At 68.8% G+C, this 26,695-nt stretch carries 27 protein-coding genes and 1 pseudogene; 11 read left to right on the top strand and 17 right to left on the bottom strand.

Going from position 1 to position 26,695, the window contains the following annotated elements; genetic code table 11:
• Position 1: 1 nt before the first annotated feature.
• Positions 2 to 361 carry an NADH-quinone oxidoreductase subunit A gene (locus ACZ4RZ_RS30770; protein WP_007383963.1) on the bottom strand — a complete coding sequence of 120 codons (360 nt, stop codon included), beginning with the start codon at positions 359 to 361 and terminating at the stop codon, positions 2 to 4.
• A 714-nt stretch (positions 362 to 1,075) separates the two neighbouring features.
• Here ACZ4RZ_RS30770 and ACZ4RZ_RS30775 point away from each other — a divergent pair.
• On the top strand, positions 1,076 to 1,903 hold the full coding sequence (locus tag ACZ4RZ_RS30775; RefSeq protein WP_467749505.1) for a C40 family peptidase: 828 nt from the start codon (positions 1,076 to 1,078) through the stop codon (positions 1,901 to 1,903).
• Between the two features lie 92 nt (positions 1,904 to 1,995).
• Here ACZ4RZ_RS30775 and ACZ4RZ_RS30780 read toward each other — a convergent pair whose 3' ends face one another.
• Positions 1,996 to 3,804, bottom strand: a complete 1,809-nt coding sequence (locus ACZ4RZ_RS30780) for a hydroxysqualene dehydroxylase (RefSeq protein ID WP_467749507.1) — start codon at positions 3,802 to 3,804, stop codon at positions 1,996 to 1,998.
• A 92-nt stretch (positions 3,805 to 3,896) separates the two neighbouring features.
• Between ACZ4RZ_RS30780 and def the strand changes: the two genes are divergently transcribed.
• Positions 3,897 to 4,523, top strand: coding sequence for a peptide deformylase (gene def, locus ACZ4RZ_RS30785; RefSeq protein WP_467749508.1), 627 nt, complete (start codon positions 3,897 to 3,899; stop codon positions 4,521 to 4,523).
• A 9-nt stretch (positions 4,524 to 4,532) separates the two neighbouring features.
• On the opposite strand, the gene ACZ4RZ_RS30790 is transcribed toward def, so the two are convergent.
• Positions 4,533 to 5,828: a geranylgeranyl reductase family protein gene (locus ACZ4RZ_RS30790; protein WP_467749509.1), complete on the bottom strand. Its 1,296-nt coding sequence runs from the start codon at positions 5,826 to 5,828 to the stop codon at positions 4,533 to 4,535.
• A 99-nt stretch (positions 5,829 to 5,927) separates the two neighbouring features.
• On the opposite strand from ACZ4RZ_RS30790, the gene ACZ4RZ_RS30795 reads away from it, so the two are divergent.
• Positions 5,928 to 6,434, top strand: a complete 507-nt coding sequence (locus ACZ4RZ_RS30795) for a GNAT family N-acetyltransferase (RefSeq protein ID WP_467749511.1) — start codon at positions 5,928 to 5,930, stop codon at positions 6,432 to 6,434.
• A 145-nt stretch (positions 6,435 to 6,579) separates the two neighbouring features.
• On the top strand, positions 6,580 to 6,915 hold the full coding sequence (locus ACZ4RZ_RS30800; protein WP_467749513.1) for a PASTA domain-containing protein: 336 nt from the start codon (positions 6,580 to 6,582) through the stop codon (positions 6,913 to 6,915).
• A gap of 63 nt (positions 6,916 to 6,978) precedes the next feature.
• On the opposite strand, the gene ACZ4RZ_RS30805 is transcribed toward ACZ4RZ_RS30800, so the two are convergent.
• Together ACZ4RZ_RS30805 and ACZ4RZ_RS30810 are read right to left on the bottom strand one after the other, a co-directional pair.
• The gene (locus ACZ4RZ_RS30805; protein ID WP_467749514.1) at positions 6,979 to 7,671 is read right to left on the bottom strand and encodes a demethylmenaquinone methyltransferase; all 693 of its coding nucleotides are present in this window, start codon (positions 7,669 to 7,671) and stop codon (positions 6,979 to 6,981) included.
• Between the two features lie 82 nt (positions 7,672 to 7,753).
• A pseudogene (locus ACZ4RZ_RS30810) lies at positions 7,754 to 8,650 on the bottom strand (acyltransferase family protein); the annotation flags it as partial.
• A gap of 14 nt (positions 8,651 to 8,664) precedes the next feature.
• Between ACZ4RZ_RS30810 and ACZ4RZ_RS30815 the strand changes: the two are divergent.
• Positions 8,665 to 9,696: a chitinase gene (locus ACZ4RZ_RS30815; protein ID WP_467749516.1), complete on the top strand. Its 1,032-nt coding sequence runs from the start codon at positions 8,665 to 8,667 to the stop codon at positions 9,694 to 9,696.
• An 89-nt stretch (positions 9,697 to 9,785) separates the two neighbouring features.
• Here the strand turns inward: ACZ4RZ_RS30815 and ACZ4RZ_RS30820 are convergent, their stop codons facing one another.
• The 4 genes from ACZ4RZ_RS30820 to ACZ4RZ_RS30835 all read right to left on the bottom strand — a co-directional run bounded on the left by ACZ4RZ_RS30820 (position 9,786) and on the right by ACZ4RZ_RS30835 (position 15,494).
• Entirely contained in the window at positions 9,786 to 10,232 is a 447-nt protein-coding gene (locus ACZ4RZ_RS30820) for an imidazolonepropionase-like domain-containing protein (RefSeq protein WP_467749517.1), read from the bottom strand.
• A 7-nt stretch (positions 10,233 to 10,239) separates the two neighbouring features.
• Positions 10,240 to 11,439, bottom strand: coding sequence for a cyclic dehypoxanthinyl futalosine synthase (mqnC, locus tag ACZ4RZ_RS30825; protein ID WP_467749519.1), 1,200 nt, complete (start codon positions 11,437 to 11,439; stop codon positions 10,240 to 10,242).
• Positions 11,440 to 11,542: 103 nt separating this feature from the next.
• On the bottom strand, positions 11,543 to 12,376 hold the full coding sequence (locus ACZ4RZ_RS30830; RefSeq protein WP_467749520.1) for a prepilin peptidase: 834 nt from the start codon (positions 12,374 to 12,376) through the stop codon (positions 11,543 to 11,545).
• A 157-nt stretch (positions 12,377 to 12,533) separates the two neighbouring features.
• Positions 12,534 to 15,494 carry a BTAD domain-containing putative transcriptional regulator gene (locus ACZ4RZ_RS30835; protein WP_467749521.1) on the bottom strand — a complete coding sequence of 987 codons (2,961 nt, stop codon included), beginning with the start codon at positions 15,492 to 15,494 and terminating at the stop codon, positions 12,534 to 12,536.
• A gap of 330 nt (positions 15,495 to 15,824) precedes the next feature.
• Between ACZ4RZ_RS30835 and ACZ4RZ_RS30840 the strand changes: the two genes are divergently transcribed.
• From ACZ4RZ_RS30840 to ACZ4RZ_RS30865, 6 genes are all read left to right on the top strand, one after another.
• Entirely contained in the window at positions 15,825 to 16,469 is a 645-nt protein-coding gene (locus ACZ4RZ_RS30840) for a hypothetical protein (RefSeq protein ID WP_467749522.1), read from the top strand.
• Complete coding sequence (locus tag ACZ4RZ_RS30845; protein WP_467749524.1) at positions 16,466 to 17,545, top strand: hypothetical protein; 1,080 nt, start codon at positions 16,466 to 16,468, stop codon at positions 17,543 to 17,545. The genes ACZ4RZ_RS30840 and ACZ4RZ_RS30845 overlap by 4 nt, the downstream gene beginning before the upstream one ends.
• 52 nt (positions 17,546 to 17,597) lie before the next feature.
• Positions 17,598 to 19,286, top strand: a complete 1,689-nt coding sequence (locus ACZ4RZ_RS30850; protein WP_467749526.1) for a putative T7SS-secreted protein — start codon at positions 17,598 to 17,600, stop codon at positions 19,284 to 19,286.
• Positions 19,287 to 19,314: 28 nt separating this feature from the next.
• Complete coding sequence (locus ACZ4RZ_RS30855) at positions 19,315 to 19,713, top strand: hypothetical protein (protein WP_467749527.1); 399 nt, start codon at positions 19,315 to 19,317, stop codon at positions 19,711 to 19,713.
• A 190-nt stretch (positions 19,714 to 19,903) separates the two neighbouring features.
• On the top strand, positions 19,904 to 20,362 hold the full coding sequence (locus ACZ4RZ_RS30860) for a hypothetical protein (protein ID WP_467749797.1): 459 nt from the start codon (positions 19,904 to 19,906) through the stop codon (positions 20,360 to 20,362).
• 26 nt (positions 20,363 to 20,388) lie between these two features.
• Positions 20,389 to 20,730, top strand: coding sequence for a hypothetical protein (locus ACZ4RZ_RS30865; protein WP_467749529.1), 342 nt, complete (start codon positions 20,389 to 20,391; stop codon positions 20,728 to 20,730).
• Between the two features lie 84 nt (positions 20,731 to 20,814).
• Here the strand turns inward: ACZ4RZ_RS30865 and ACZ4RZ_RS30870 are convergent, their stop codons facing one another.
• The 8 genes from ACZ4RZ_RS30870 to ACZ4RZ_RS30905 all read right to left on the bottom strand — a co-directional run bounded on the left by ACZ4RZ_RS30870 (position 20,815) and on the right by ACZ4RZ_RS30905 (position 26,685).
• The gene (locus ACZ4RZ_RS30870) at positions 20,815 to 21,273 is read right to left on the bottom strand and encodes a TadE/TadG family type IV pilus assembly protein (protein ID WP_467749531.1); all 459 of its coding nucleotides are present in this window, start codon (positions 21,271 to 21,273) and stop codon (positions 20,815 to 20,817) included.
• 89 nt (positions 21,274 to 21,362) lie between these two features.
• Positions 21,363 to 21,815, bottom strand: coding sequence for a TadE/TadG family type IV pilus assembly protein (locus tag ACZ4RZ_RS30875; protein ID WP_467749533.1), 453 nt, complete (start codon positions 21,813 to 21,815; stop codon positions 21,363 to 21,365).
• Positions 21,815 to 22,195, bottom strand: a complete 381-nt coding sequence (locus tag ACZ4RZ_RS30880) for a TadE family protein (RefSeq protein WP_467749799.1) — start codon at positions 22,193 to 22,195, stop codon at positions 21,815 to 21,817. Before ACZ4RZ_RS30880 ends, ACZ4RZ_RS30875 begins: the two co-directional genes overlap by 1 nt.
• Positions 22,196 to 22,296: 101 nt before the next feature.
• Entirely contained in the window at positions 22,297 to 22,548 is a 252-nt protein-coding gene (locus ACZ4RZ_RS30885) for a hypothetical protein (protein WP_028805786.1), read from the bottom strand.
• A gap of 64 nt (positions 22,549 to 22,612) precedes the next feature.
• Positions 22,613 to 23,536: a type II secretion system F family protein gene (locus ACZ4RZ_RS30890; RefSeq protein WP_467749535.1), complete on the bottom strand. Its 924-nt coding sequence runs from the start codon at positions 23,534 to 23,536 to the stop codon at positions 22,613 to 22,615.
• Positions 23,533 to 24,513: a type II secretion system F family protein gene (locus ACZ4RZ_RS30895; protein WP_467749537.1), complete on the bottom strand. Its 981-nt coding sequence runs from the start codon at positions 24,511 to 24,513 to the stop codon at positions 23,533 to 23,535. The genes ACZ4RZ_RS30890 and ACZ4RZ_RS30895 overlap by 4 nt, the downstream gene beginning before the upstream one ends.
• Positions 24,514 to 24,520: 7 nt before the next feature.
• Positions 24,521 to 25,834, bottom strand: a complete 1,314-nt coding sequence (locus ACZ4RZ_RS30900; protein ID WP_369248423.1) for a CpaF family protein — start codon at positions 25,832 to 25,834, stop codon at positions 24,521 to 24,523.
• Complete coding sequence (locus tag ACZ4RZ_RS30905) at positions 25,831 to 26,685, bottom strand: hypothetical protein (RefSeq protein ID WP_467749539.1); 855 nt, start codon at positions 26,683 to 26,685, stop codon at positions 25,831 to 25,833. Before ACZ4RZ_RS30905 ends, ACZ4RZ_RS30900 begins: the two co-directional genes overlap by 4 nt.
• Positions 26,686 to 26,695 lie beyond the last annotated feature (10 nt).

A 26,695-nucleotide genomic window follows, 5' to 3' on the forward strand; every position in this document is an offset into this window, starting at 1 on the left:
CTCAGTCCCATTCCAGGCCGCCGCGCCGCCATACGTACGCGTACGCGACGAAGACGGTGAGCACGAAGAGCAACATCTCCACGAGCCCGAAAACACCCAGGGCGTCGAAGGTGACGGCCCAGGGGTAGAGGAAGACGATCTCGATGTCGAAGACGATGAAGAGCATCGCCGTCAGGTAGTACTTAATGGGGAAGCGCCCGCCGCCGGCCGGCGTGGGGGTCGGCTCGATACCGCACTCGTAGGCTTCGAGCTTGGCGCGGTTGTACCGCTTCGGACCGATCAGCGTGGCCATGACCACGGAGAAGATCGCAAAGCCTGCCCCGAGGGCTCCCAGTACGAGGATCGGCGCATACGCGTTCACGCTCCTCGCTCCTCTCAGTCGGCACTGACTGCTGGCGGTTGCGTCGGGCGAGCACTTCTGCCCCACGTGCCCCACGAGCCCCGTGCGTCCTGGCGAAGATCGCGAACATGTGAAGCAGGTCACAAGCCCAACTGCCTCGCATCTTATGCCCGGCGGTCTGTGATCTGCGACACGGGGTATTACACAAGCTTTGTGATCTCCACCACCTGACGAACGATCATGAAGTCGGATGAGCGGTGATCTTCATACCCGAAGCGTCCGAGCGATCACCAGAGGTGACATTTCCGCTCGTCACCGCAGGTCCCGGACGGCGTCTCCATATCAAGAGACTTCCGCTGCATGCAAATTCGTGCTGGACGCGACGCCTTGATAGAGGACCGCATTCACACCTCGGGGGGAGATGCGTGGACGGGTGTGGACGCGTGCACGCGTTCACGAGCGGAGGGGGTGGGGTCTCACGCGCGGGACGCCACCTCTGCGGTGACCGTTCCGTGACCTGCACCACATCTCCCTATGGGTCAGATAAGCCGGGCTTGGCCATCCGTTCCAAGCAGTGGTAGGTGGCGGGCAATTCGGACGTAATACGGAAAGCCCTTGATCACGGCCTTGATGGGTCGTGTCCGCAATGCCCGTTACGGCGTCAATAAAGAGTGACGCGGGCCAAATTCGGCCGCGGATTGAACAACTGTGGCGCACCACACGTTTCTTGAAGGTATGGAGGAGCCCCTGGTACCGCTTGTACTCATGTCCCACACCGCTCACATACGAAGCCACCGGAAGCCCCGTCGCAACGCGTCGTCGCTCGCGATGCGCGCCGGAGTTGCCGGTGGCGTTCTCAGCACCCTGGCAGTGGCCGGTGCGTCGGGTGCGGCGAACGCTGCCGAATCCACGACGCAGACTCTCGAACTGCCCACCCTGACGGCCGACCTGGCCACCCAGGTCGCCCAGTCGGCGGACGCCACGCAGCAGGCCGCGGCCAACTACGAGCTGCAGGCGGAGCGTGACGCGGCCGCCGCCAAGGCCGCCAAGCAGGCCAAGGCCGACCTCGCCGAGGCCAAGAAGAAGGCGGAGGCCAAGAAGAAGGCCGAGGCCGCCCGCAAGGCCGCCGCCGCCCAGGCCGCCTCGCGCTCCTCGGAGCGGACCACCCTGTCCGCCTCCACGAGCTCGAACGTCTCCGCCCCGGCCAGCGGCAGTGTCGCGACCGTCATCGCCTTCCTCAAGGCACAGGTCGGTGACGCCTACGTCATGGGTGGCACCGGCCCCAACGCGTGGGACTGCTCCGGTCTCGTGCAGGCCGCGTTCAAGCAGGTCGGCGTCGATCTGCCGCGCGTCTCGCAGAGCCAGTCGACGGCCGGTACGCCGGTCTCGCTGTCTAACATCCAGGTCGGCGACATCCTGTACTGGGGTTCGGCCGGTTCGGCGTACCACGTGGGTGTGTATATCGGTAACGGGCAGTACCTGGACGCCGCCAACCCCTCCAAGGGTGTGGTGATTCAGGACCTTTCGGGCTACCCGGCGACGGGTGCGGTGCGGGTCCTCTAAGGCGCACGAGTCACACGGCCTGAGGGCCGCCGCCTCGGGGGCGGCGGCCCTTTCGCCCCATCCAGGGTGAATTGCCCTGGAACGAACTCGCTCTATCCGAGGTCGAATGTGTTGGGCAGGCCCAGCTTGTAGCGGAGTTCGTCCACGCGCTTGAGGGCTTCCATCTCCGGCGGCCGGTACAGCTCCCAGATCTCACAGCGCTCGGCGCCCGAATTGTCCGCATCCAGGAGTGCGTTGACGGCGCGACGTGCGGACTCGTTGGCGCCTTCCATGGTCGCCAGGTCCACGTCAGTACGGACGTAGTCGCCCGCGAGGAAGAAGTTCGGCACCGCCGTGCGGGCGGACGGGCGGTTGTAGAGGGTTCCCGTCGGGTGGATGAGGAGCGGCTCGCGGTTCTGCGGGTCCGGGCCGCCGAGCCCTGTCACCGCCGGGTCCATGAACCAGCCGAGCCGGTCGGCGTCCGTGAGCGTCGTCTTCCCGGAGTCGTTGAGGCCGTCCTTGAGCTGCGCCCAGGTCTCGGCGACGATCTCCTCCTTGGTGCACTCACGGGCCGTCTTGCCGTACAGGATCCCCGGCTTGTCCCACTCCGAGACGATGGCCGAGAGGCAGTCGTGGGCGCTGCCGTCTCCGTAGTCGGCCGAAAAGTCGCGTATGTCCCAGAATTGGGCCTGTCCGATGCCCGTCACCGACCATGGCGAGTCGAGGCAGTTGATGTGTCCGTGCACCACGGGCGTCGGCGTGCGCAGATAGAACTGGATACCCACCATCCAGTCCGTCTTCAGGGCATCGCACTTGGCGAGCTGCGGGTCCGCGGCACGCAAGGCCGGGCCCCAGGTCCCCCGCGCATGCTCCACCGGCATCGCCGAGACGTAGTGGTCGGCGGTGACCGTACGTTCCTGGCTCCCGTCGGGAGCCGAGACGCGGACGCCGGTGACACGTCCGCCCGCGTACAGGACCTCGCGCACCTGGGTGCTCAGGACGAACTCGACGCCCAGCGAGCGCAGATATGCCTCCCACGGAGCGATCCACGCCTCACTCGTCGGGGCGTTGAGGACGCGGTCGATGTCGGCGTCGCCGTCCATGCCGCGGCCGAGCAGGCCCCACAGCAGCAGTGCCTCGATGATGACGCGGCCGACGGTGCGTGTGGAGGCGACCTCGGCGCGGGTGGCGACGAGGTTGCGGGTCTGGCCGATGCCGAGGAGTGTCCGGTACTCCTCGCTCATCTTCTCGGCGCGGATGAAGTCCCACCAGGAGGTCTTCTCCCACTGGTCCTCACGGCGCGCGTCGCAGCTGGTGAGGTGGACGAGGAGGCGGTCGGCGAAGTACGCGGCCTCGTGGGCCGGCAGCCGCGTCCCCAGGTCCAGGACGGACAGCAGCTGGTCGCGGATCCAGGACGGCGTGATGTCGCCGGGTGCGGGCGGAGTCGTCACCCGCCGCAGCGGGAAGTGCAGATCGGGGCGGCCGCCTTCGCGGGCGAACAGGGCCTCGGTGCCACCGCGGAGGTTGCCGTGGACGCCGTTCGCGTTGCCGGGGAAGGGGATCCGGCGCATCACATCCGGGAGGTTCCGGTAGAAACCGGGGAAGAACCGGAAGCCGTGTTCGCCGGGCAGCGGCTTGCGGCCGCCGCCCGCCGTTCCGGGGACGTCCATCGACCGGGCCTTGCCGCCGAGGACGTCGTAGTACTCGTAGACGGTCACCGCATAGCCGCGCTCGGCGAGTTCATGAGCGGCGCTGAGGCCGGAGACGCCGCCCCCGAGGACGGCGACGCGCTTGCCGGAGGCGGCGTTCGCGCTCCCGGGCCATAAGGCGACGGCGCCGAGGGCGCCTCCGGCACCGGCCAGGAAGCGTCTGCGTGAGTGTCCGAAGTGCTCCTGGGGCTGTTCCGAGTGTTCTGTTGTCATGAGTACGGGAGGGTAGGGAGCGGCGCCGAAGGCCGGAAGGCCGCCGCCCGGCCACCCACAGCATCCACACACCGACCGGAGGAGAACCAGCCATGCCCCGTGTGTTCGTCCAGGGAAAGCCCGTCACGTCGTACCCCCGGTTGACGCCGGAGGCCGCTCGCGGATCGGTGCGGCGGATCACCGAGGTGGGGGAAGAGGTGTTGCACAAGGCGTGCCGGGACGTGACCGAGTTCGGTCCCGACCTGGCCGCGCTCATCGACGGCATGTTCCTGACGATGTACGTCGCCGACGGGGCCGGGCTCGCGGCCAACCAAGTGGGTGTCGACCTGCGGCTGTTCGTGTACGACTGCCCGGACGACGACGGGGTCCGGCACGTCGGCCACATCGCCAACCCGGTCCTGGAGCAGCTCGATCCGGCCGGCCGGCGCCTCCTTGACGAGGGCGAGGGGTGCCTGTCCGTACCGGGCGCCGTGATGGACGTACCCCGCCCCGATCGCGCTGTCGTACGCGGACTCGACCGCGACGGGAACGCCCTGGTCATCGAGGGGACGGGGTACTTCGCCCGCTGTCTCCAGCACGAGACCGACCACGTCAGCGGTCGCGTCTACCTGGACCGGCTCTCCAAGCGGGAGCGGAAGGACGCCTTGCGGCAGGTGGCCGACCGGCGCGAGCGGGTGCTCGCCCGCCGCGCCGTCAAGGAAGCCGAACTCAGCCGGTAGTCCGGGAAGTCACGCCTTCGGAGCCACCTTCGACAGGCCGTTGATGATGCGGTCCATCGCGTCGCCGCCCGTCGGGTCCGTCAGGTTGGCGAGCATCTTCAGCGTGAACTTCATCAGCAGGGGGTGGGTCAGGCCGCGCTGGGTGGCGATCTTCATGACCTTCGGGTTGCCGATGAGCTTCACGAAGGCGCGGCCGAGGGTGTAGTAGCCGCCGTAGGTGTCCTTGAGGACGCGCGGATAGCGCTGCAGGGCCAGTTCGCGCTGGACCGGGGTGGCGCGCGCGTGGGCCTGGACGATGACGTCGGCGGCGATCTGGCCGGACTCCATGGCGTAGGCGATGCCCTCGCCGTTGAAGGGGTTCACCAGACCGCCGGCGTCGCCGACCAGCAACAGGCCCTTCGTGTAGTGCGGTTGACGGTTGAAGGCCATGGGAAGGGCGGCGCCGCGGATCGGGCCGGTCATGTTGTCGGGGGTGTAACCCCAGTCCTCCGGCATGGACGCGCACCACGCCTTCAGGACTTCCCGCCAGTCCAGCTCCTTGAAGGAGTTAGAGGTGTTGAGCACACCGAGGCCGACGTTCGACGTGCCGTCGCCCATGCCGAAGATCCAGCCGTAGCCGGGCAGGAGACGGTCCTCGGGACCGCGCCGGTCCCACAGCTCCAGCCAGGACTCCAGGTAGTCGTCGTCGTGACGCGGGGAGGTGAAGTACGTACGGACCGCGACACCCATCGGGCGGTCCTCGCGGCGGTGCAGGCCCATCGCCAGCGAGAGCCGGGTGGAGTTGCCGTCCGCGGCGACGACCAGCGGCGCGTGGAAGGTGACCTCACGCTTCTCGCCGGTGTCACCGAGCTTGGCGTGGACGCCGGTGATACGGCCGGTGCGGTCGTCGATGATCGGGGCGCCGACGTTGCAGCGCTCGTACAGCCGCGCGCCCGCCTTCTGCGCCTGCCGCGCCAGCTGCTCGTCGAAGTCGTCCCGCTTGCGTACGAGGCCGTAGTCGGGGAAGGAGGCGAGATCGGGCCAGTCCAGCTGGAGGCGGACGCCGCCGCCGATGATGCGCAGGCCCTTGTTCCGCAGCCAGCCGGCCTCCTCCGAAATGTCGATGCCCATCGAGACGAGCTGCTTGGTGGCGCGCGGGGTCAGGCCGTCACCGCAGACCTTCTCGCGCGGGAACGCGGTCTTCTCGAGGAGCAGGACGTCCAGTCCCGCCTTCGCCAGGTAGTACGCGGTGGTGGAACCGGCTGGCCCGGCCCCGACGACGATGACATCGGCGGTGTTTTCGGAGAGGGGCTGGGGCTCGGTCACGGCGGGTTCTCCCCAAGATGCGAAATCAACGTGCCGACGGGCACTGGACATGGGCAGTCTATGCAGCGGTACTGATCACCTGGATGAAGGGCTGCCCCCGTGAACCGAGCTCTGCCCGACGTACAGCTCCGTGTCCCCACCGACGAGGACGCCTTCGCCTGGCACCGGATCTTCGCCGACCCGGAGGTCATGGAGTTCCACGGCGGCCGGGCGGCCGAGCTGTCCGTGTACGAGGAGCTCACCGCGCGGCAGCGACGGCACGACGCGGAGCTCGGGTTCTGCCTGTGGACGATGGTCGACTCGGCGGGCGAGGTACTGGGCTTCACGGGCGCGCAGCCGTGGCCGCGGGACTGGGGCCCGAAGGGCGAGATCGAGATCGGCTGGCGGCTCGGCCGGGCGCACTGGGGCAAGGGATACGCCACGGCAGCCGCGACGGTCGCCCTGGAGAGGGTGCGGGCGGCGCGCGTCCCGCAGGTCGTCGCCGTGGTCAGACCCGGCAACGAACGGTCCATCGCCGTGACCCGTCGCCTGGGCATGGAGCTGTCCGAGGTCTTCACCCATCCGACGCTGGGAGAGTCCGCGCACTGCTACCGGCTCGCCCTCTGACGGTTGCGACAGGCCACGCGACGGTTCCGGGCAAGCCACCGACGGTTCCGGGCAAGCCATCCGACGGTTCCCGGCAAGCCATCCGACGGCTTCCAGAAGGGCCCGGGCGAGGCTTACCCTTCCGGTACCGCTGGGGGTGACGTCTGTGCGCATAACACCCAAGACACCCGAAGTGCGCGTACCGCGGCTCGTGGGCCTGATGGCCGTGGACGCGCGCGAGACGGCCGAGGCGCGAGGTGTGCTGCTCGCCGCGCCCGACCGGCCCGACTTCCATCTCACGGTCGTCGACTACGTCGTACGCCAATATCCCCTGCCCGGCGTCGAGGTCCCGCGCGGCGCCGTGGTCACCGTGTGGTTCGACCTCGGTGACTCCGAGGGCGGCGGCGCGGGGGTGCGCGAGCCACGGCTGCCGCGTCCGCCGTCGGGCGGGATGCGCCGCGAACTCGACGAGCCGGGCGACCCGTTCGAGGTCCTCAGGTGACCGGCACCCCGGTCAGACCTTGAAGCGCGTCACGCCTTGAGAAACCCCAGACCTTGAGGAACCTCAGGCCTTGAAGCCCCGGTGCAGCGCCACGACCCCGCCCGTCAGGTTCCGCCAGGCCACCTTCGACCAGCCGGCCTTGCGCAGCCGCTCGGCGAGCTCGGGCTGGTTCGGCCAGGCACGGATGGACTCGGCGAGATAGACGTACGCCTCGGGGTTGGAGGAGACCGCGCGGGCGACCGGCGGCAGCGTGCGCATCAGGTACTCGGTGTACACCGTGCGGAACGGCGCCCAGGTGGGGTGCGAGAACTCGCAGATCACGACGCGGCCGCCGGGCTTGGTCACCCGGTACAGCTCGCTCAGCGCGGCGTCGGTGTCCTGCACGTTGCGCAGTCCGAAGGAGATCGTGACGGCGTCGAAGGTGTCGTCCTTGAAGGGCAGCTTCGTCGCGTCGCCCGCGGTCAGGGGCAGCCAGGGGTGGTTCTTCTTGCCGACCCGCAGCATGCCGAGGGAGAAGTCGCAGGGCACGACGTACGCGCCCGTGCGGGCGAAGGGCAGGGACGAGGTCGCGGTACCGGCCGCCAGGTCCAGGATCTTCTGCGCGGGCCGCGCGTCGACCGCCTTCGCGACCTCCTTGCGCCATCGCCGGTCCTGGCCGAGGGACAGCACGTCATTCGTGAGGTCGTACCGTTCCGCCACGTTGTCGAACATCGAGGCGACTTCGTGCGGCTGCTTGTCCAGGGATGCGCGGGTCACGAACCCATTGTGGCAGTACGGACCGGGCGACTCTCCAGCGCCCGGCCCGTACGCCGGTCTCACGCAACCCCTCGGGTAGCACTCAAGGCAGCAGCTTCGGCTTCTTCTTCGCGGCCACGTCCTCGACCCACCCGACGAGCGGGATCGCGACCCAGATCAGCACCCAGCCGATGCCGAACATGAACCACTGGCTCTCCAGCGGCAGCCACTTCTCGAAGGCGGGCACCTTCCAGAACTGGTCGATCAGCGGGACCGCGAGCACCAGCGCGATCTCGTGCCAGAGGTAGATCGTCACCGCCCGCCCGTTGAAGATCGTCACGATCCGGTCGAGCCGCTTGAAGCGGGCGAGCCGGGCGAAGTCGACGTTGTAGTACGCCTTGAAGTACATCAGCAGCGTCACGAAGCCGGCCGACCAGAAGGTCTGGGCGAGCGGCACCTCGTCCAGGTCGTAGGTGCCGAACTCCGCCTGATGCCCCAAGGCGTACCAGCCGCCGTACGCCAGCAGGGCCCCCGACGCCAGGATCACCACGGCCGGCCTCAGGCGCTGGAGCACGCCCTCGCGGTGCGCGAAGCCGACCAACCAGCAGAACAGGAAGGTGGCGAAGTCCGTGAGACCGCTGCCGAAGCGGTTGTACGGCGGTTGCCAGCCGTACTGGAAGACCACGATCGGGACGAGGGAGAGGAGCAGGAGCGGAATCGGGGCCTTGCGGAAGACCTTCAGGAGCAGCGGGGACAGCAGGACGAACCAGAGGTACGTCCGCAGGTACCAGAGGATCTCCCAGGCCTGGACGCCCCACTGGTTGCCCGGCGGGTCGCCGACCGGCACGATCCAGAAGACGATCTGCCAGCCCGGCATCCAGTCATGGATCAGCATCGCCAGCACGACGAAGAATCCCCAGAACCAGAAGGGCGGCAGCAGTCGCCGCATCCGGCTCTTGACCACCTTGAACGCGGGGCGCTCCAGAGACTTGGCCAAGAGCGGGTGCATGCGCAATGAGGAGTTTCCTGAAGCCGGCCGCCGGGCTCGTCTGCCTGGTGGCTCTGGCCTGTGCGGGGTGCTCCTCGGGCGGTGACGACGCATCGGACGCGGCACCCGCGCAGACCCCGCGGACCAGCGCGGCGCCATCCGAGAGCGAGCCCTCGTCCACCACTTCGTACGACCCGTACGTGAGCGCCACCACCGCGTCCGGCACCGACTCCACCGGGTCGCCGACGACGTACAACCTGGCCTTCGTGATCTCCGGCAACAGCGACTGCGCGCCGAAGTGGAACGGGACGTACGCCATCGGCGACTCGGCCGTGAAGACCCGGATCTCGGCGCTCAAGGAGTCCGGCGCGAGCGTGCGTGTCTCCTTCGGCGGCGCGTCCGGCAAGGAGCTGGCCGAGGTCTGCGACAGCGCGACCGCGCTCGCGGCGGCCTACGGCGCTGCGCTGGATGCCGCCGGCTCGGCCCAGGCGGACTTCGACATCGAGGGCGACGCGCTGGCCGACTCCGACTCGGTCGCGCTGCGCTCCAAGGCGATCGCACTGCTCCAGAAGGAGCGCACCGACCTGAAGGTCTCCTTCACGCTGCCGGTGATGCCGTCCGGCCTCGACGACGACAGCCTGGCGCTCCTGGAGTCCGCCAACGACAACGCCGTGAAGGTCTCCACCGTCAACATCATGACGATGAACTACGGCAGTTCGTACACCGGCGACATGGGCGACTACGCCGAGACCTCCGCCAAGGCGGCCCACGATCAGCTGCGGGAGGTCTTCGGGCTGTCGAGCGCCGGCGCCTGGCAGGGGCTCGCCCTCACCTCGATGATCGGCGAACAGGACGTCTCGGGCGAGACGTTCAGCCTCTCGGACGCGGCGCAGGTACGGGCGTTCGCGGAGGAGAACGGGGTGGCCTGGGTGTCGATGTGGTCGACGTTCCGGGACCAGCAGTGCGAGGACGATGACTCCGCGTCCGACGATGCGGCGACCAACTGCAGTGGGGTGGCGCAGAGTTCGGGGGCGTTTGCGGAGGCGCTGGCAGGGTGAGCCGGGTGGGCACGCTGCGGATTGTCTGTGGCTGGTCGCGCAGTTCCCCGCGCCCCTAAAGGGCGGCTCAGCGCACGGGCTGGAATTGGTCAGCGGCGTCTGTGTACCAAGCGGCCCGCGCACACCGTGGCGATGCACACGCCGTCCGAGTCGAACACGGCCAGGTCGGCGCGCCCCGTCCGACGGATCGTGAGGACTCGCGTACGCGGGAGGACGGCGACGTCGTTACGGGAGGCCGCCGCGCGCAGTTCGGCCGTGTCGGCGTACTCCTCCAGTACGGCGGTGGCGCCCGACTTCAGAACGGCGTGGACGCGTTCGCGAGGGGACGGTGCCTCGGGCAGCGGCCCCTCGTGGACGTGGGCGGGCCCGAGGACCCCGGGCCACCTCCGTACGCGCGCCCCCGGAAACCGCTCCAACAGCTCGTCCAGCGGCCCGATGCCTGCGATCCGGTCGCCCTCGACGGCGACTCCGGCGTCCTTGACGGGCACCGCGTCCCAGGTGGACCGCAGCTCGTCAGCGGCGTGAATCGTCAGCATTCCCGGGTCAGTTGGACGCCAGCAGCTTCAGCTCGGGATGGGCCGTGCCGCCCTCGATCGCGGTCGAGGAGATGTGGGACATGACCCGCTCGTCGACCGGGTCGTTCGCCGGGTCGTCGTGGACGACGATGTGCTCGTACGTCGTCGTCCGCTGGGCCGGAACGCGTCCGGCCTTGCGGATCAGGTCGATGATCTCCATACGGTTGGAGCGGTGCTTGGCGCCGGCCGAGGAGACGACGTTCTCCTCCAGCATGATCGAGCCGAGGTCGTCCGCGCCGTAGTGCAGGGAGAGCTGGCCGACCTCCTTGCCGGTGGTGAGCCAGGAGCCCTGGATGTGGGCGATGTTGTCCATGAACAGCCGCGCGATGGCGATCATCCGCAGGTACTCGAAGAGCGTGGCCTGCGTACGGCCCTTCAGGTGGTTGTTCTCGGGCTGGTAGGTGTACGGGATGAAGGCGCGGAAGCCACCCGTCCGGTCCTGTACGTCACGGATCATCCGCAGGTGCTCGATGCGCTCGGCGTTGGTCTCGCCAGTGCCCATGAGCATGGTGGACGTGGACTCCACGCCCAGCCGGTGCGCGGTCTCCATGATCTCCAGCCATCGCTCGCCGCTCTCCTTCAGCGGGGCGATCGCCTTGCGCGGCCGCTCGGGGAGCAGCTCGGCGCCGGCGCCGGCGAAGGAGTCGAGGCCGGCCGCGTGAATCCGCTGGATGGCCTCCTCCACGCTCACCTTGGAGATACGGGCCATGTGCTCGACCTCGGACGCGCCGAGGGAGTGGATGACCAGCTGCGGGAATTCCTTCTTGATCGCGGCGAAGTGCTTCTCGTAGTACTCGACGCCGTAGTCCGGGTGGTGACCGCCCTGGAACATGATCTGCGTACCGCCGAGCTCGACGGTCTCGGCACAGCGCCGAAGGATGTCGTCGAGGTCGCGCGTCCAGCCCTTGTCCGTGTCCTTCGGGGCCGCGTAGAACGCGCAGAACTTGCACGCCGTGACGCACACGTTCGTGTAGTTGATGTTGCGCTCGATGATGTACGTGGCGATGTGCTCGGTAGCGGCGTACCGGCGTCGGCGTACGGCGTCGGCGGCGGCGCCCAGCGCGTGCAGCGGGGCGTCGCGGTAGAGGTCGAGCGCCTCTTCCGGGGTGATCCGCCCACCCTCTGCGGCACGGTCGAGGACGGACTGAAGGTCGGCCTTCTCGGTCACCGGGGCGTCCCTTTCGTAAGGGTTGTGGACGGACCGAACCAGCCTACGCCAGCCCCTCAGGTCACCCGACGTCAGGCCGCGTACGCCGTCGATCCCGCCCTGCTCAGGCCGCGTACGCCCCGATCAGGAGCCCGGCGTACGCCCCCGCGATCAGGAACGGCCCGAACGGGATCGACGTCTTCCGCCCGGCGCGCCGCACCACCACGAGCCCCATCCCGTACAGCCCGCCGAACAGGAACCCGGCGAAGGTCCCCAGGAACACCACGCTCCACCCGTACCAGCCGAGCAGGGCCCCGAGTCCCAGCGCGAGCTTCACATCCCCGAACCCCATGCCGTTCGGATTGACGAGGAAGAGTACGAAGTACCCGCCTCCGAGCGCGAGCGCCCCGAACAGCGCCGTCAGCCACTCCCCCGCGTGCTCGGGCACGACCGCGACCACCCCGAGCAGCGCGAGCGCGGAACCCGCGAGCGGCAGGGTGAGCACATCCGGCAGCCGCTGCACCCTGAAGTCCACGACGGCGAGCAGCACACCGAGCGGCGCGAGCAGCAGCCAGACGACCAGTTCCGGCCGCGTGCCGGTCGCGAGCGCGAGCCCGGCACAGACGAACGCGGTGGCGAGGGAGAGGAGGAGGGCACTGGGTCCGTACGAGGCGGGGGCGCGACCGCCGGCCACCCGTCCCGCGTCGCCGCGCACGGCCTCCGCCGTACGAGACGTACGAGACGTGCGAGACGTGCGAACGGAGCCGGCGCACCGGCCGCACCGGGCCAGTCCGAGCCAGCCGCCCGCGACCCCGGCGATCGCGTGCCCCTCGGGACACCGGTCCCGCCACGCCTCATCCGGCTCGACGGAAAACCGGTACGCGGCCCGGGGCACCAGCAGCCCGGCCGCGGCACCCCAGAGGGCGGCGCCTGCGGTCAGCCAGAGATCAAGGTCCACGCATTCACCCCAAGGAGTCGGTCACCACTGTGGGCAATCGTTCCACGGGGCGATGGGGGTCCCCCCGCTCGAGCGAAGCCGAGAGTGAAGGAGCGTGGGCACAGCCCGCGGTGCCAGGCGCCTGAACAGCGAGGTCCAGCCCCTCCGCCGGGCCCCATCACCCGACGGCGGCTACGCCACTGCGCCAGGTGGGCAGCAACTCGTCCAGCAGCGCCTCCGTGCGCGGAGGCAGCCCCCGCGCCCCGCTGCGCGAGACGAGGTCGGCGGCGAGCCGCTTCAAGCGGTCGCTGTCCCCCGTGGCATGCGTCGCCCGAAGCAACTCGTTCCAGAGCCGCTCGTCCCCCGGGGCGGACCCCAACGCCGCGTTCAGCGCCTCGATCGCCTTCTCCGCCCGGTCCTTCTCCAGATGGAACGCGGAGAGCGCGAGCCCGATGTCCGCGACGAGCAGCGGAAGCTGGGCGTCGATGATCTCGTGCGTGAGCCACCCGTACCGCCCCTGCGGACGATCGGCGAGCAGCGGCCCGCGCACGAGCACGAGCGCGTCCGTGAGCAACCGCCCGCGCACGGCACGGCTGTTGACACCCTTGCCCTGCGTCGCCTCGTGGTACAGCGAGCGCAGCACATCCAGGTCGGACACGACCGACTTGGCGAGCGTGAGCCGCCCGGCGGCGTCGCTGCCGAGGCGGGGCGTGCCGTCGGGGTCGTTGCCGAGCCAGCCGCGCAGCCGCTCGACGAGCGCGTCGCGTACGTCTTCGGTGACACCGCGCGGCCACAGCGCGGAGGACAGCACCCGCGGGTGCACACCCTCACGGTGCAGCAGCAGCAACGCCAGCGCCTCGTGCAGCAGCGGGCTGCGCTCGCCGTCTGGCGTCTCCAGACCGATGATCTCGTACGGGCCCACAAGGCGCGCGTACACCGCCGGACGCCCCTGCTCGCTGATGTCGACGAGGAACGGCGGTGCGGAAGCGTTGGTGCTCTCCCGCTCCGGGTCCGCCTCCACGAACAGCTCGACGACCGCCCGCTGCTGCTCCACCGGCAGCAGCTGCGCGTCGAGTTCGAGCCCGAGCAGCGGCGCGAGCAGCTTGCCCTGGCTGGTGATCTCCATCTCCCAGGCGGCGCCCGGCAGATCGCCGCTCTCGGTGCCGACGAGGTAGCCGATGCCCAACCGGCTTGCGTCGGCGGCGAGTTCGGCGAGCTTGACGGCGTCCTCGGCGGACGGCTGGGCGGCGAGCAGTACCAGGTGCGGCGCCCAACGGGTGTGCTGGGCGGGCCCGGTGCGGCCGGTGAGCACGGAGTCGTGTCCGGCGGCCCCCAGCGCACCGCGCCGCTGCCGCGTCTCCGCCTCCATGGTCTCCACCAGCGCCTCGACGTCGTCGAGGTGGCGCAGCCGGTTGGGCGCGAGCGGCGTCAGGTCCTGGCCGAAGCCGACGAGCGTGATCGTCATGCGGTCCGACCACCCATTGGTCGCCAACTCGGCCGCGACGGAGGCGAAGACGCCCGCGCGGTCGCGCTCGCTGCCGCTGAGCGAGACGATGCCGGGGACGGACTCGAGGTTGAGGAGAAGCCGGGAGTCGTCCATGGTGCCCAGGCTGACCAGCCCGGGGTAGGGCGCGGCGGTGTCGACGTCCTCGTACCGTTCCCCGTCCGTCCGCGCCAGCATCCAGAACGTCTGGTCCTGACCGAGCTGCCACGGTGCCGGCGGCTTCCCGGCCGGCTGGGCGAGCTGCAGATGCAGATCGCCGTTGCCGCTGAGCCAGGCCGCGTAGACGGTCGGCAGCGGGCGCGACTCGGCCGCGAGCGCCGCCGCGAGTCCGCGCAGCGACAGGTCGAGCAGGCGTACGCCCTCGGGGTCGGCGCCCACGAGCAACGCGTCCTGGGCGTCCGCGGCGGATCCGGTCGGGATCGGCGGCTCCATACCGCGCCGCCCGCCGACGGCACCGAGCGCCGACTGCCACAGCGCCTGACGGCGTCGACGGCCGAGGGCGCCGAGGAGGCCGGCGGCGAGCAGGGGCGCGCCGACAAGCGCTTCGGGAAGTCCGAAGGAGAAGCCACTCTCCTGCGAACCGGCCTGCTCGTGCTGCTGATTGTCGCTGCCCTGGTCACTGCTGGGCCGCTGCTGGGGCACGTGGATGTGCGCGGTGTCCCGGTCGCCGGAGCCGCCGCCCCGCTGACTGCCTCCGCCCTGCTGGTGATCCCCGGTCTTGGCGTAGTCGTGGATCTGCTGCTGGACCTGCTCCGAGACCTTGGGCGCCGCGTCGGGCATCTCGACGAGTTCGCCGCCGTGGGCGTCGCCGGGCATTTCGAGGATCCACCCGGGCCGGATCAGGCTGGCCTCGGAGAGCTTGGACCCGTCGGGCTGCGTACGGTCCTTGTTGAGCTGGTAGATCTCCTTGTACCGGCGCCCGTCCCCGAGATGCCGCTGAGCGATCTCCCAGAGCGAGTCGTGGTGGCGTCCCTCGGGCGGCTGGATCCGGTAGTACTTGGTGTCGCCTTGCTTGGCCGTACTGCCGCTGTCGGCATGCGAGGCCGCGTGGGCGGCCTGTTCGGCGATCGCGGCGGCCGTGTCGGCGGCGGCCTGCTCCTGCTGCTGCCCGAACAGCCCGCCGGGGGTCTGCTGGGCGACGGCGACCGTCCCCCGCTGGTTCCCCTCCAGGTTCTGCCCGAGCTGCGAGAGCCCGGGAGTGAAGCTGGCCGCGGTGGCCCCGACGAGGAGCAGCGCGGCGACGAGCTGGCGCGCGAGCAACTGGCTGGGGCCGGCACCGGGTACCCGGTTCGGCAGCCCCACGCCCGACAGCGCGGCCTTCACCTCGACGAGCACACAGGCGGTGAACTGGGCCCAGGCGAACCACACGATCACGGTGAGCACGTTGATGAACGTGTCGACGGTGATCTCCTGCTGCAGCCAGTCCAGCGACGGCTTCCCGCTCGGCAGCGGCCATCCGATCTGCGTGGCCAGCGCGCCCGGCACCCCGACCAGCAGCACGACCAGAGCGACGAACGCCCCGAACGCCTTCACGAAGTCCCCGAACGTCCGACGACGCCGGGGCAGGGGCTGCGGCGTCCGATTCCTCGGACCCGGCGAGCTTCCCGTCGAGTTGGAAGTGGTGCGTCGCGCCATGGCGGGTGTCCTGGGGTCGTGTGGGGAGGGAGTACAGCTGAGAGTGCTGGGGGGTGTGCTGAGCCTACCGAGATCGTACGGAGGTAGTCGAAGGCCAGACAGGGGGTGCGGCAGGCCGTGCGCCCGATTCCTGACCATCCGCCCCCTGAGCCCGAGTTACCGTTCGGACCGCAACCCCCGTGACGTCCAGCCTCCACTCCATTCGCAACCGTCATGTCACAGTTCTCACGGTCCCCACACAATCCCCCTCTGCTGCCCCGCTCCCCTTTACGCGCCCCTGGTAGCTTCGTTCTCTGTTGCACACATGCCTTACACCGGGGGAGATCGATCGTGGCCCGCCGCACCCTGACCACCGCCGCCGCGTTCGCCGCGACGGCGACCCTGCTGCTCACCGCCTGCGGCGGCAGCAACGACGACTCGTCCGACGACATCAAGGGGGCGGAGACGGGGTCGAGCAGTCCGTCGAGCTCGGCATCGAAGGCGTCCGACGCGCCCGACGTCTCGCTACCGAGCGACCTGCACCTCGTCTTCGACTTCGACAAGCCCTCCGACTCCAGGCAAGCGGCAGCGCTCGACACCGCCACGGACTACATCCGGGCGCTGAAGCACGGAATCGTGAAGCAGGACCCGGATGATCCGGCCTACCAGTACTACTCGGCCGGCGGCGCCGCCAAGTACGCCAAGTCGCAGATTCAGGCGTGGGTGGACGGCGGATGGACCCCCACCGGAACGGACAAGTACTCCAAGGCCGAGACCGCGAACGTCGGCTCCACGGGCGTCCTCGTCACCTTCTGCCGGAATCAGGCCAAGTCGTACAGCAAGAAGATCAAGACGGGGAAGACTCACTACACGAAGGAATCCCTGGACAGCTACCAGAAGTTCACGATCCTGATGCGCCCCTCACCCGGTTCCGCGCAGGCGTGGAAAGCACAGCAGATCGAGGTGCAGGGGCGGGTAAAGGAGTGCCAGGGATGACGACCGCACAGCACACGGCGCGCCGGGTCACCGCTCTGGCAGCGGCAGCTGTCCTGTGGTCGGCCGGCGCCGCGTACGCCGATGATGTTCCGGGCGGCACCACAACTCCGCCCGCGGACAAACCGAGCGGTGGCTCCCACAACCAGAACATCTACGCCTCCGCCACCCACTCCCAGATCAAAATCACCTACACAAAGGGCAACAGCGGCGGCAAGAAGGGCAACCTGGGGACCGTCGACCCGAATTGGGAGCCGCCGGCCTGCTGGTACGAGCCCGTCTTCACTCCCGAGGGACTCAAGAAGTTCGTGGACGAGTCGGACGGCAACGGGGACGTCGGAATCCACCAGTCGTGGTTCGGCAAGAAGTTGTGGACCGACCACTACAAGGACGGCAAGCCCGAGGACAACATGGACGAGAAGTGGACGTCCGCGTCGGGCTACGAGAACTACAACATCGGCAAGGACGGTTACTTCTGGCGGAGCGTCGCGCCCGACGACTCCGACCTGAGGTCCTGGGACTGCGGCCTGATCATGTTCTGGCAGGACGCAGGCCAGATCCCCAAGGTCCCGCACGCCCCCACGGCCAAGACCCTCGCCGAATACGCCTACGACAAGATCAAGGTCCCGGACACCGAGATCGAATTGAGGCCCGAGGCCAAGTCAACCGTGAACCTGCCGACTTGGGTCTGGCTCGACAAGGGCACCTTCCAAGAGGTCAAGGTCCGGGCCGAGCTCCCGAACACGGGCCTGTGGGCGGAGACCACCGCCAAGCCGATCGCCCTCCACCTGGAGCCGGGCACCGACGACGCCGAGACGTACCCGGCCTCAGGCGACTGCAAATTCAACGACGACGGCTCCATCGGCACCCCGTACAAGACGGGCGACGCCGACAAGACCCCGCCATGCGGGATCACCTATCTCCGCGCCACGAACGGGCAGCCGTACCAACTGAAGGCCAGCGTCACCTGGCAGATCACCTGGGAGGGAACCGGCGGCACCGGCGGCCCCCTCCCCAACGGCACCTTCGAGACCACCCAGGACATCAACGTCCAAGAGATCCAGTCGATCAACCGCTGAGCGGGCCTGCGGGGCGCCTTGGGGACCACGTCCCGCAACTGACCCACTGTCATTGCGCGTCACACCAGCAACGAGCAATGCGTTATGTTCGCATGCGCGTTCTACTGCAGGCATGGCATTACGTTGCATGTGTATACGGGGGAAACACGTGTCGCACCGCCCGACCGACTGGCACATACTCGACCTGGACCACGACCCGACGCCGGGCGACCCGCACCGGGTGCGCAAACTCGCCGGCTCCCTCCACGACTTCGCCGATGACGTCTCGCAAGTCCTGCGGGACATCAAGGGCATGGCGAACGAGGACGCGGTGTTGAAGTGGGCGGGCAAGACCGCGGACGCCTTTACCGCGGAGTTCGAGGACGTTCCCGGCAAGCTGAAGAAGCTCAAGAAGTCCTACGACCTCGCGGGCGACGCGCTCGCCACGTACTGGCCGGACCTGGAGGACGCCCAAACGAAGGCGGACAAGGCCCTGCGCGACGGCCGCAAGGCCCGCGAGGAACTTTCCACCGCGCAGACCGCGTTGACCGGCGCGAACGACTGGGTGCGTACCGCCACAGCGAAGGCGGACTCCTACGACCCGGACAAGAACCACGGCAAGGACATACCCAAGCCCGACGAGTCCGAGGTCCGCCGGGCCACCCGTAACGCCCAGCACGCCAAGGAGCAGCAGACCGCCGCCCAGAAGGACGTGGACGACGCCCAGGACCTGCTGGACGCCGCGAAGAAACTCGCCGCCCATGCGAAGGGCCTGCGCGAGGACGCCGCCCGCCGCACGGTGAAGAAGCTCCACGAGGCGTCCGACGCAGGCATCCACAACCGGCACTGGTGGGAAGAGGCCGTCGACTGGGTCACCGACCACTGGGACGAGATCGTCACCGTCTGCAAATGGGTCGTGACCATCGTCGGCATCATCGTGATGATCGTGGGCGGCCCACTGGGGTGGCTGGTGTTCGCCGCGGCCCTCGTCGTCCTCGCCGACACGATAAGAAAGATGGCCAACGGCCAAGCGGGCTGGGGGGACTTACTGTTCGCAGCCCTGGACTGCATCCCGGCCACGAAGGGCTTCACCAGCCTCGCCAAGATCGGCAAGTTGTGGAAAGCGGGCGGTCTGCGGGCTCTCGGCGCCGGCTTCATGGGTGGGATCGGTGGCGGTCTCAAGAATCTCGCCAACGGCATTCGAAACGGCGGTGCCGGACTCAAGTCGATTTTCCTGCGCACCATGGGCAAAGGTCATCCGGAGAGAACCGGCTCCAAGATCCCGGCACCTCCGAGAAAACCGGGGGACGACGCGCTCGCCTCCGGTATGCCCATCTATCACGGAGACGGTGTCCTCGCGATCGGCTACGACGGTGCGACACTACGGAACTTCGACGTGGCCGAGCGCCTTCCGGGGCACCACGACGTCGTCATCCATGGCAAACGCGACGGCACATTCCTGGCCGGAAACGAGAACATGGCAGGTTTCCGGGCGGCAGGCGAGGTCGTCAACCCCCACCAGATCGCGGATGCCATCCGCCGGTCTCCTGGCTATGACGGCGGGCCGGTGCGCTTGCTATCCTGCCACTCCGGCGCCATACCACCCAACGGAATAGCACCTGCCCAGGAGATGGCAAACATTCTCGGAACTCCGGTACGTGCACCCACCAATGCGGTGGGCGTTCCCCCCATCGGAAATGGCCCTTTCACCCCGTCCATTCGCGAAAGCGGGGACTGGCGAACCTTCCTACCCATGCTGTAGCAGACAGCCCGACATACAAGGCATTCGAATGATCAGGACCGTCGGATTCTTTCGAGAGCAGTCACCTCAGTGGGGAATCGAAAACAAGGACTCCATCCGGGGCTTCGTGCGTTCCACAGGAGAGACAGACGAGAACGAGATCGTCGCATACCTGGCAAATGGTGCCGACATCTTCAGCGAGATGGGGGCAGAAATCGACGTCCTGTCCTCGGACGACTTCGCCATCGCTGGCGGGGCATCACTTAAGACCGACGGAGAATGGGTATGGCGGTACGATCTGCCGCACTATGTTTCGAGTTACCACCTGGCCCTTCCCGAGGATTTCCTTCGGAGAATCAGGAGGCTTGACTACACGGTACCGAAACTTGATGATGACACCCTGTTCTCCATTCTCGAGGAAGTGACGGGCATTGACTTCCGTCAGTAGTGATCAGACAGCCGGTCCTGGCGGGACGCATCCGCCGTCCGCGGGTGTCGGCATCTCGCTCTCCGTGCCGGAGTCGTGGTGGGAATTCGACATCCGCCCCGAAGGCCGCGAGGCGACCATTCGGCGGCTCGTCGATGGACGGGCACGGGAGACTCCCGAACTGGGTCCCTACCGAGTCGAGCTGACGACCATGCTCCGCAAGATGGCAAAGGACGCCCACGACTCCGGTGCCATCTACATGGGCTGCATGGCGGAGAACTTCGAGGGCGTGCCATTGTCCGCGACCGTCACGGTCTCCGTGCTCGGGGCGAAGGACAAGCAGGGCGTGGCCCTCTCCACCGATCCGCGCGCCATCGCCGAGAGCCTGCGCACCATCACCGCCCGCCGCGAGGGCGACGCCTGGCGCACCGTGACCACCGTCGACATCCCCGAAGTCGGGGTCGCCGCCCGCACGTTCGGTGTCGAGGACGTACCCGTCGCGCAGGGCGACACGCGTACCCTTCGTATGGTGCTGACCCAGACGTACATTCCCGTCCCGGGAACCACCGACCAGGTCGTCCTCGTCTCCGGAGCCAGCCCGGTGCTGGACCTGGCGGAGGCGTTCCACGACATCTTCGACGCGGTGACCGGCACGCTCCGCTTCGTCTGACGAACCGAGCTTGGGGGACTTGAGACATGGGCAACGGCAAGAGCGACCTTGCGCTCCCGCTGAGCGAGCTAGAGGACTACGGCGGGCGGCTGCGTGACATCAAGACCCGCCTGAACCACACCAAGAAGCTCTTCGAGTCGTACAAGGAGGACCTCGGCGACCACACCGTCTACGACGCCCTCGACGACTTCGAGTCCGGCTGGGAGGACGGCCGCGAGGACATCACCCAGGCGCTCGACGCGCTCGCCGACATGTCCGACGCCGTCGTCCGTGAGTTCAAGAAGCTCGACGACAAGCTCGCCAAGGACGTCAAGGACGGCGTGAAGCAGGAGGGCGGCAAGGGCGGCAAGAAGGGCGACGGGAAGTAGCCCTCGGCTTCACGCTTCCCTCAACACCACAAGGCACGCAGTGGCGTGCGCGCCGCCCTTCACCGGGGCTGGGCGCCACGCCCCTCAGCCGACCTCGTTCTCCGCCACCGCCTGCCCGTGGACGACCACGTCGCCGCCGTAGAACATGCCCGTGAAGACCGGGGAGTAGGTGAGCTGGACCTCGACCTCGACCTGGTCGGCGTTGGCGGCCACGCAGTGGGTGGCCGCGATGTCGGCGCCAGACATGCCCATTTCGCGGGCGAAGGCCTTGACGCGGGCGCCGCAGTTCTCGTAGCGGATGGGAGCGGGACCGTTCTGGTTCTGGTAGAGGGCCTCGCGGTCTATGTCCTGGGCGGCGTAACGCGCGGCCTGTTCCGCGATGTCGGCGGCGCGTTCCCGCTTGGAGATGGACATGCCGCCGTCGATGACGAAGGCGGAGAGGGAGAGGAAGACGATCGCGAAGATGATGACCGCGCCGGCACCCGAGCCGCGGTCGTCGAGGCGGGTACGGCGGGCCGCCACCCAGGCAGGTGCGACCGCCACCCAAGAACGTCCGGCCGTCACCCGAGTGGGTCCAGCCGTCACCCTGGCAACGCGGGCCGCCCCCCGGCCCCGTACAGCGGGACGCAGCGTCATGCCGTCCTCCGGAACGGGTCGAGCGGCGAGCTGAAGCTGGCCGAGAGCGTCGTGGGCACGTCCAGACCGATCATCGCCAAGCCGCGCACCTCACAGCTCACCTCCACCGTGAAGAGGGTGTCGGGCACGAAGCCGGAGCTCGTCTGGTTCACGGTCACCGGGCCGGAGCAGACGTCCGTGAGATCCGCCTCCGCCGCTTTGCGCGCCTCGGCCATCGCCGTCGCGTGGTCCTTCTGGATCGACCCGGCGCGCGCGGCGTCACGCGCGGCACCGTCCAACGCACCGCGTCCGTCGACGAGTTGTCCGAACGCCACGAGCACCAGGATGAAGAGGATCATCACCGGCGCGAGGATCACGACCTCGATCGTGGACAACCCCCGGTCACCGGTGGACAGCCCCCGGTCACTACGAACGGACACCCGGTCGCGCAGGACAGAGAAGAGCCTCATCAGTTCCCCTCCTCCTTCACGAACCGCTCCACCGGCCCCGACGACTGCGCGTGCACCGTCAGGTCGAGCCCGGGAAAGACCGTGGGCACCTTCGCCGTGATCTCCACGCCCACCGTGTTCTGCTCGGGCTGGAGCATCGTCACGTTCGGCGAGAGCACCAACTGCGGACCGAGCTGGCTGATGTAGCTGTCGACGACGTCACGCGCCTCGCCACGCCACGCGCCGGGCTGTTCGTCGGCCACGGCGCGGGCCTTGCGGGCGCCCGCCTGGGCCGCCGCCTGGGCCACATGGTCCGCGAAGAAGTACAGCGCGAACTGCACCGTCGCGAAGATCATGAAGAAGAGCACCGGCGTGAGCAGCACGAACTCGATCGCGGTCATGCCGGAGTCGCCGCGGGCGGAGGCGGCCTCCACCCTGCGGCGCACCCAGCGACGTAGCCCTCGACGTGCGCGCACCCGTATCCCCGTAACAGAAAGAGAGCTCAGCAGGTCTTGCCCGCGTCCGCGCCCTTGATGCAGTCGCCCACCTTGTTGGCGCCGTCGCTCAGCGCGGCGTTGATGATCGCGGCGACCACGCCGACGATCGCGACGACGACGGCGGAGATGATGACCCATTCGACAGCGGAGGCACCGCGGTCGAGTTCGCCGGAGCGGGCGCGCTGCACCCGGCCCTGGAGGAAGGTGATCAGGAAGTCCACCCCCGGGATCCCGGTGCTGAAGTTCCGTCCGTTCATGGTGAGTTGTCCTCTCAAATACGTCGAGTACGAAGGAAGTTGCGGATCGTCGACTTCAGACACGTCACACCTGGAACACGCGCATCGCCGCCGGGAAGATCAGGAAGACCAGGAAGCCCGCGCACAGCAGCAGCTGGGCGACCAGCATCGACTGCGACTTCTCGCCCGCGCTGCCCTCGATCTCGGACAGCTCGCGGTGCCGCATCGTCTCGGCGCGCGAGGCGAGTGACTCGCGCACCTTCGCACCGTCGTCCGCGACCAGCGCCAGGGAGGCGGACAGGTCCTTGAGTTCCTCGACGCCGAGTTCCTCACCGAGCGAGCCGAGCGCCTGCCACTGGCTGATGCCGGTGATCCGGGCGTCGGCGAGCGCGTTGCGGATGCGCTGCGTGGCCCAGCCGTCGGAGACCTCGGCGGCGGCCATCAGCGCCTCGGGAAGACCCCGGCCGCCGGCCAGGCTCATCGACACCAGGTCCAGATACGCGCCGATGACGCGCCGCAGGTCACGCCGCTTGTCCGCCGCGTCCCGCCGCACCTCCACGTCCGGGAGGAAGAAGAAGACGAGCGCGAACATCAGCGCCAGCCAGACCGGGATGATCGGGCTGCTGCCGAAGCCGAGCGTCCAGACGACGGCGAAGAGGAACGGGCCGAAGAAGACACCCGCTGCGGCCAGCAGGACCTTCGTCGCGAGGAACTTCTCCCAACTCCGGTCAAGGACCGCCAGATCGGCCCGCAGCGAGCGCTGTTCCCAGCCTTGCTGCAGATAGAACTCGGCGACACGGGCGCCCACTTGAGCCCGTACGCTGCCGAGCCGCCCGGCCTCCTGCTGGGCATGGTGCGCGGACTCGTAGGCCGCGCCGCGCGCCCGCATCGCGTCGATACGCGCGACCTGCGCGACCGCACTGCGCTTCGACGGCATGAGGGCGCGTACGAGGGCGTAGATCCCGAGGCCCAGTACGGCGCCGATCAGGATCGGCATGGTCAGGTTCATCGGCGTACCCCCTCATCCGGTACGGACTGCGCGGGCGTACGCGGACGCACGAACTGCACCGACGACTCGTCCCGCACCAGGAACCGTTCCGGCGTCTCAATGGTGGACAGCTTGCGCAGCCACCAGAAGCCGAGCGCGAACAGACCGCAGACACAGGCGAGTACGAGCTGCCCGACCGCCGTGCCGTACGGCTTGACGAATTCGCGGTTGAAGATCGACAGACCGAGCACGAAGGCGATGGAGACGGCGACGACGATCTGGACCGAGCGTCGGGTCGACGCGCGCTGGGCCATCACCCGCTGCCGCATGTCGACCTCCTCGCGCGCCGACTTGGCGAGCGCGCCGAGCACCTGGCGCAGACCCGGGCCGCGCAGCCGGGCGTTGAGGATGAGCGCGGCGACGATGATGTCCGCCGACGCGTCATTGATCTCGTCGGCCAGCTGCTGCAGGGCCTCGGGCAGCGGCGTACGGGAACGCAGCCGGTCCACCAGCGCGTCCAGATGCGGCCGCAGTACGGGGGCGGAGGCGCGCGCGGAGGCGGGGATGGCCTGCTCCAGGCCGACCGCGCCCGCGATCGTGTCGCGCAGCGACTCGGTCCAGGAGGCGAGGGCCTCGACGCGGCGCATGGCGGCCCGCTCCTCCCCGGCGCCGCCGAAGAGCTTGTCCCAGAAGAAGACGAGGACACCGGCGGCGATGCCGGCCACCGCCCAGCGGGTGAGGAGCAGGACGACGAGACCGGCGATGGCCGCGATCGAACCGCGCTGCCCGGCGAAACGGACCAGCTCATTGGCCCGTTCACTGGCCTTCTGCTTCTCGTGCTCGGGCTTGGCGGGCAGCCCGCGAACGGCGACGGCGAACAGCGCGAGGCCACCACCGACCGCGACACCGGACGCGAGCGCGTACAGGACGGTCGTGGAGAACAGTCCGCCCATGGAACCGAGCGAGTCGAGCGCGGCGAGAGAAGTCGTATCCGTCATTCGCTGATCAGCCCCAATTCCCGCCGCCGGGCAGCCGGTAGCCCTGTGCGACGAGGTCGTCGAGGCAGGCGATCGGCGCGTGCGGGACGATCCGGCCGTCCGGCGCCTCGGCGAACACCTCGCTGGACAGCACGCGTCCGTCGACGCCATTGACCTCGCGGACGGAGGTGACCATGCGCTGGAGACGGCCGCCCGACTCGTAGTTGTTGCGCCGCTGGATGAAGACGACGAAGTTCACCGCGCCCGCTATGAGCATCTGGCTGGCCTCGATGGGCAGCCGCTCGTTCGCCTGCAGCGCGTACGTGGAAATACGGTTGAAGACCTCGCTGGAGCTGTTCGCGTGGATCGTGGACAGCGAACCGTCGTTGCCCTGCGACATCGCGTTGAGCATGGTCACGATCTCGTCGCCGAGGACCTCACCGACGATGACGCGGGAGGGGTTCATACGGAGCGACCGGCGCACCAACTCGGCCATGGAGATGGTGCCTTGACCCTCGGAGTTGGGCAGCCGCTCCTCGAACGCCACTACATTCGGGTGGAGGTCGGCGAAGGTGTCGAGCCCCAGTTCCAGGGCGCGTTCGACGGTGATGAGGCGCTCGTGCGGCGGGATCTCGTTGGCGAGGGCCCGCAGCAGCGTCGTCTTACCGGCGTTGGTCGCACCCGCGATCATGATGTTCTTACGGGCCCGGACCGCGCACGCGAGGAAGTGGGCCACCTCGGGCGTGATCGTCCCATTGCCGACGAGGTCCGAGACGAAAACCTTGCCCATGCGTGCCCGGCGGATGGACAGCGCGGGCCGGCGCGTCACGTCCATGACGGCGGAGAGCCGGGAACCGTCCGGCAGCCGCAGGTCGAGCTGGGGATTGGCGGAGTCGAAGGGCCGGGAGGAGAGGCCGGAGTACGCACCGAGGATCTGGATGAGCTCGATCAGCTCTTCGTCGGTCTCGGCGACGGGATCCCCCTTCTCCTCCCGTCCGTCGGCGTATCCGATGAAGACCTGGTCGTACCCGTTGATGTCGATGTTCTCGACTTCGGGGTTGTCGAGCAGCGGCTGGAGACGGCCGACGCCGAAGAGGGCGGCGTGCACGGCGGCCGCGTACTGCTCCTCGGTCTCGGCGTCGAGGGGGGTGCGGCCGAGGTTGATCTCGGTACGTGCGTAGTCCTCGAGTATCTGGGCGATGACGGCGCGCGCGTAGTGCCGCTCGTCCTCGTTGGACATCGGAGTGACGCCACGGACCTGGTCCTCGCGGCGCTGCTCGGCGATACGGTCACCGGCGTCCTGCCGGAACCGCTTGACCAACTGGTGGTCGACCGCGGTCATCGTCCGGCTCCCGCGGCGGGCTGACCGTGATGGCCACCGCCGGCCGGTACGGCCCAGGCGGCGCCGTACTGCTGGTACAGATCCGCGGTGACCTTGCGGGCCGAGCGGATGAGCAGCGACTTGTCGAGCCGTCCGCGCTTGCGCCCGGCCAACTGGTCGGCGCCGGCGGGGTCGTCGGCGAGCGTGCCCACGACGCGGGCCCCCGTCTGAGCGGCCACCAGCATGTCGTTGACCTGGTGGACGAGCTTGGCGGAGTCGCTCGGGTCGGCGATGAGGACGACGCCGATGAGGGGGGTGGCAAGGGAGGCGGCGCCGCGGGGCCCGCCGTGCAGCTTGGCGGAGAGCGCGGCGGCGCGATCGCGTACGCGGGCGATGGACTCCGGCTCGGTGCGGGCGATCAGCAGCACGAGGGCGGCCTGGGAGAACATCTCGACCGCGGGGGTGTCACCGCTGATCCGTCCGCAGTCGGCGATGACGTCGGCGGGCGCGTGCGGCGAGTCGGCGAGTTGGGCGAAGGCCCGCCCGAGCGTGGGCCACAGCCCGGCGAGCCCGGCGGCCTGCTCGGCGACCCCGAGCCCGACGAGGACTTCCAGCCCACCGCTCAACGGCTGTACGTGGTCCCACAGTTGATCGGGCACGAGCCCGCGCCGCGCGGTGGCCGCTATCGACAGCATGCCGGTGTTGGGGTTCAGCGGACCACCGTGGGCCGCCGCACTCCGGTACACGAGATCGCCGCCGGCGGGGTCCGTCTCGGCGAGCAGGACCCTGCGGGGCCAGACCGCGGACAGGGCCACCGCGGCGGTGGTGACGCCGGGGGAACCCTTGTCTGCGGCGAGGGCGATGAGCGCCATTTCTGTTTAC

The sequence above is a fragment of the Streptomyces sp. NPDC027189 genome, from assembly GCF_055566975.1.

Bases quoted from the DNA above. Each gene is read 5' to 3' on its own strand.
- ACZ4RZ_RS30775 (WP_467749505.1), top strand. From the start codon at position 1,076: ATGGAGGAGCCCCTGGTACCGCTTGTACTCATGTCCCACACCGCTCAC.
- ACZ4RZ_RS30815 (WP_467749516.1), top strand. From the start codon at position 8,665: ATGAGGAGTTTCCTGAAGCCGGCCGCCGGGCTCGTCTGCCTGGTGGCT.
- ACZ4RZ_RS30880 (WP_467749799.1), bottom strand. From the start codon at position 22,195: ATGACCGCGATCGAGTTCGTGCTGCTCACGCCGGTGCTCTTCTTCATG.
- ACZ4RZ_RS30835 (WP_467749521.1), bottom strand. From the start codon at position 15,494: ATGGCGCGACGCACCACTTCCAACTCGACGGGAAGCTCGCCGGGTCCG.
- ACZ4RZ_RS30860 (WP_467749797.1), top strand. From the start codon at position 19,904: ATGCTCCGCAAGATGGCAAAGGACGCCCACGACTCCGGTGCCATCTAC.
- ACZ4RZ_RS30875 (WP_467749533.1), bottom strand. From the start codon at position 21,815: ATGAGGCTCTTCTCTGTCCTGCGCGACCGGGTGTCCGTTCGTAGTGAC.
- ACZ4RZ_RS30905 (WP_467749539.1), bottom strand. From the start codon at position 26,685: ATGGCGCTCATCGCCCTCGCCGCAGACAAGGGTTCCCCCGGCGTCACC.
- ACZ4RZ_RS30855 (WP_467749527.1), top strand. From the start codon at position 19,315: ATGATCAGGACCGTCGGATTCTTTCGAGAGCAGTCACCTCAGTGGGGA.
- ACZ4RZ_RS30780 (WP_467749507.1), bottom strand. From the start codon at position 3,804: ATGACAACAGAACACTCGGAACAGCCCCAGGAGCACTTCGGACACTCA.
- ACZ4RZ_RS30890 (WP_467749535.1), bottom strand. From the start codon at position 23,536: ATGAACCTGACCATGCCGATCCTGATCGGCGCCGTACTGGGCCTCGGG.
- ACZ4RZ_RS30865 (WP_467749529.1), top strand. From the start codon at position 20,389: ATGGGCAACGGCAAGAGCGACCTTGCGCTCCCGCTGAGCGAGCTAGAG.
- ACZ4RZ_RS30895 (WP_467749537.1), bottom strand. From the start codon at position 24,513: ATGACGGATACGACTTCTCTCGCCGCGCTCGACTCGCTCGGTTCCATG.
- ACZ4RZ_RS30820 (WP_467749517.1), bottom strand. From the start codon at position 10,232: ATGCTGACGATTCACGCCGCTGACGAGCTGCGGTCCACCTGGGACGCG.
- ACZ4RZ_RS30900 (WP_369248423.1), bottom strand. From the start codon at position 25,834: ATGACCGCGGTCGACCACCAGTTGGTCAAGCGGTTCCGGCAGGACGCC.
- ACZ4RZ_RS30845 (WP_467749524.1), top strand. From the start codon at position 16,466: ATGACGACCGCACAGCACACGGCGCGCCGGGTCACCGCTCTGGCAGCG.
- ACZ4RZ_RS30885 (WP_028805786.1), bottom strand. From the start codon at position 22,548: ATGAACGGACGGAACTTCAGCACCGGGATCCCGGGGGTGGACTTCCTG.
- def (WP_467749508.1), top strand. From the start codon at position 3,897: ATGCCCCGTGTGTTCGTCCAGGGAAAGCCCGTCACGTCGTACCCCCGG.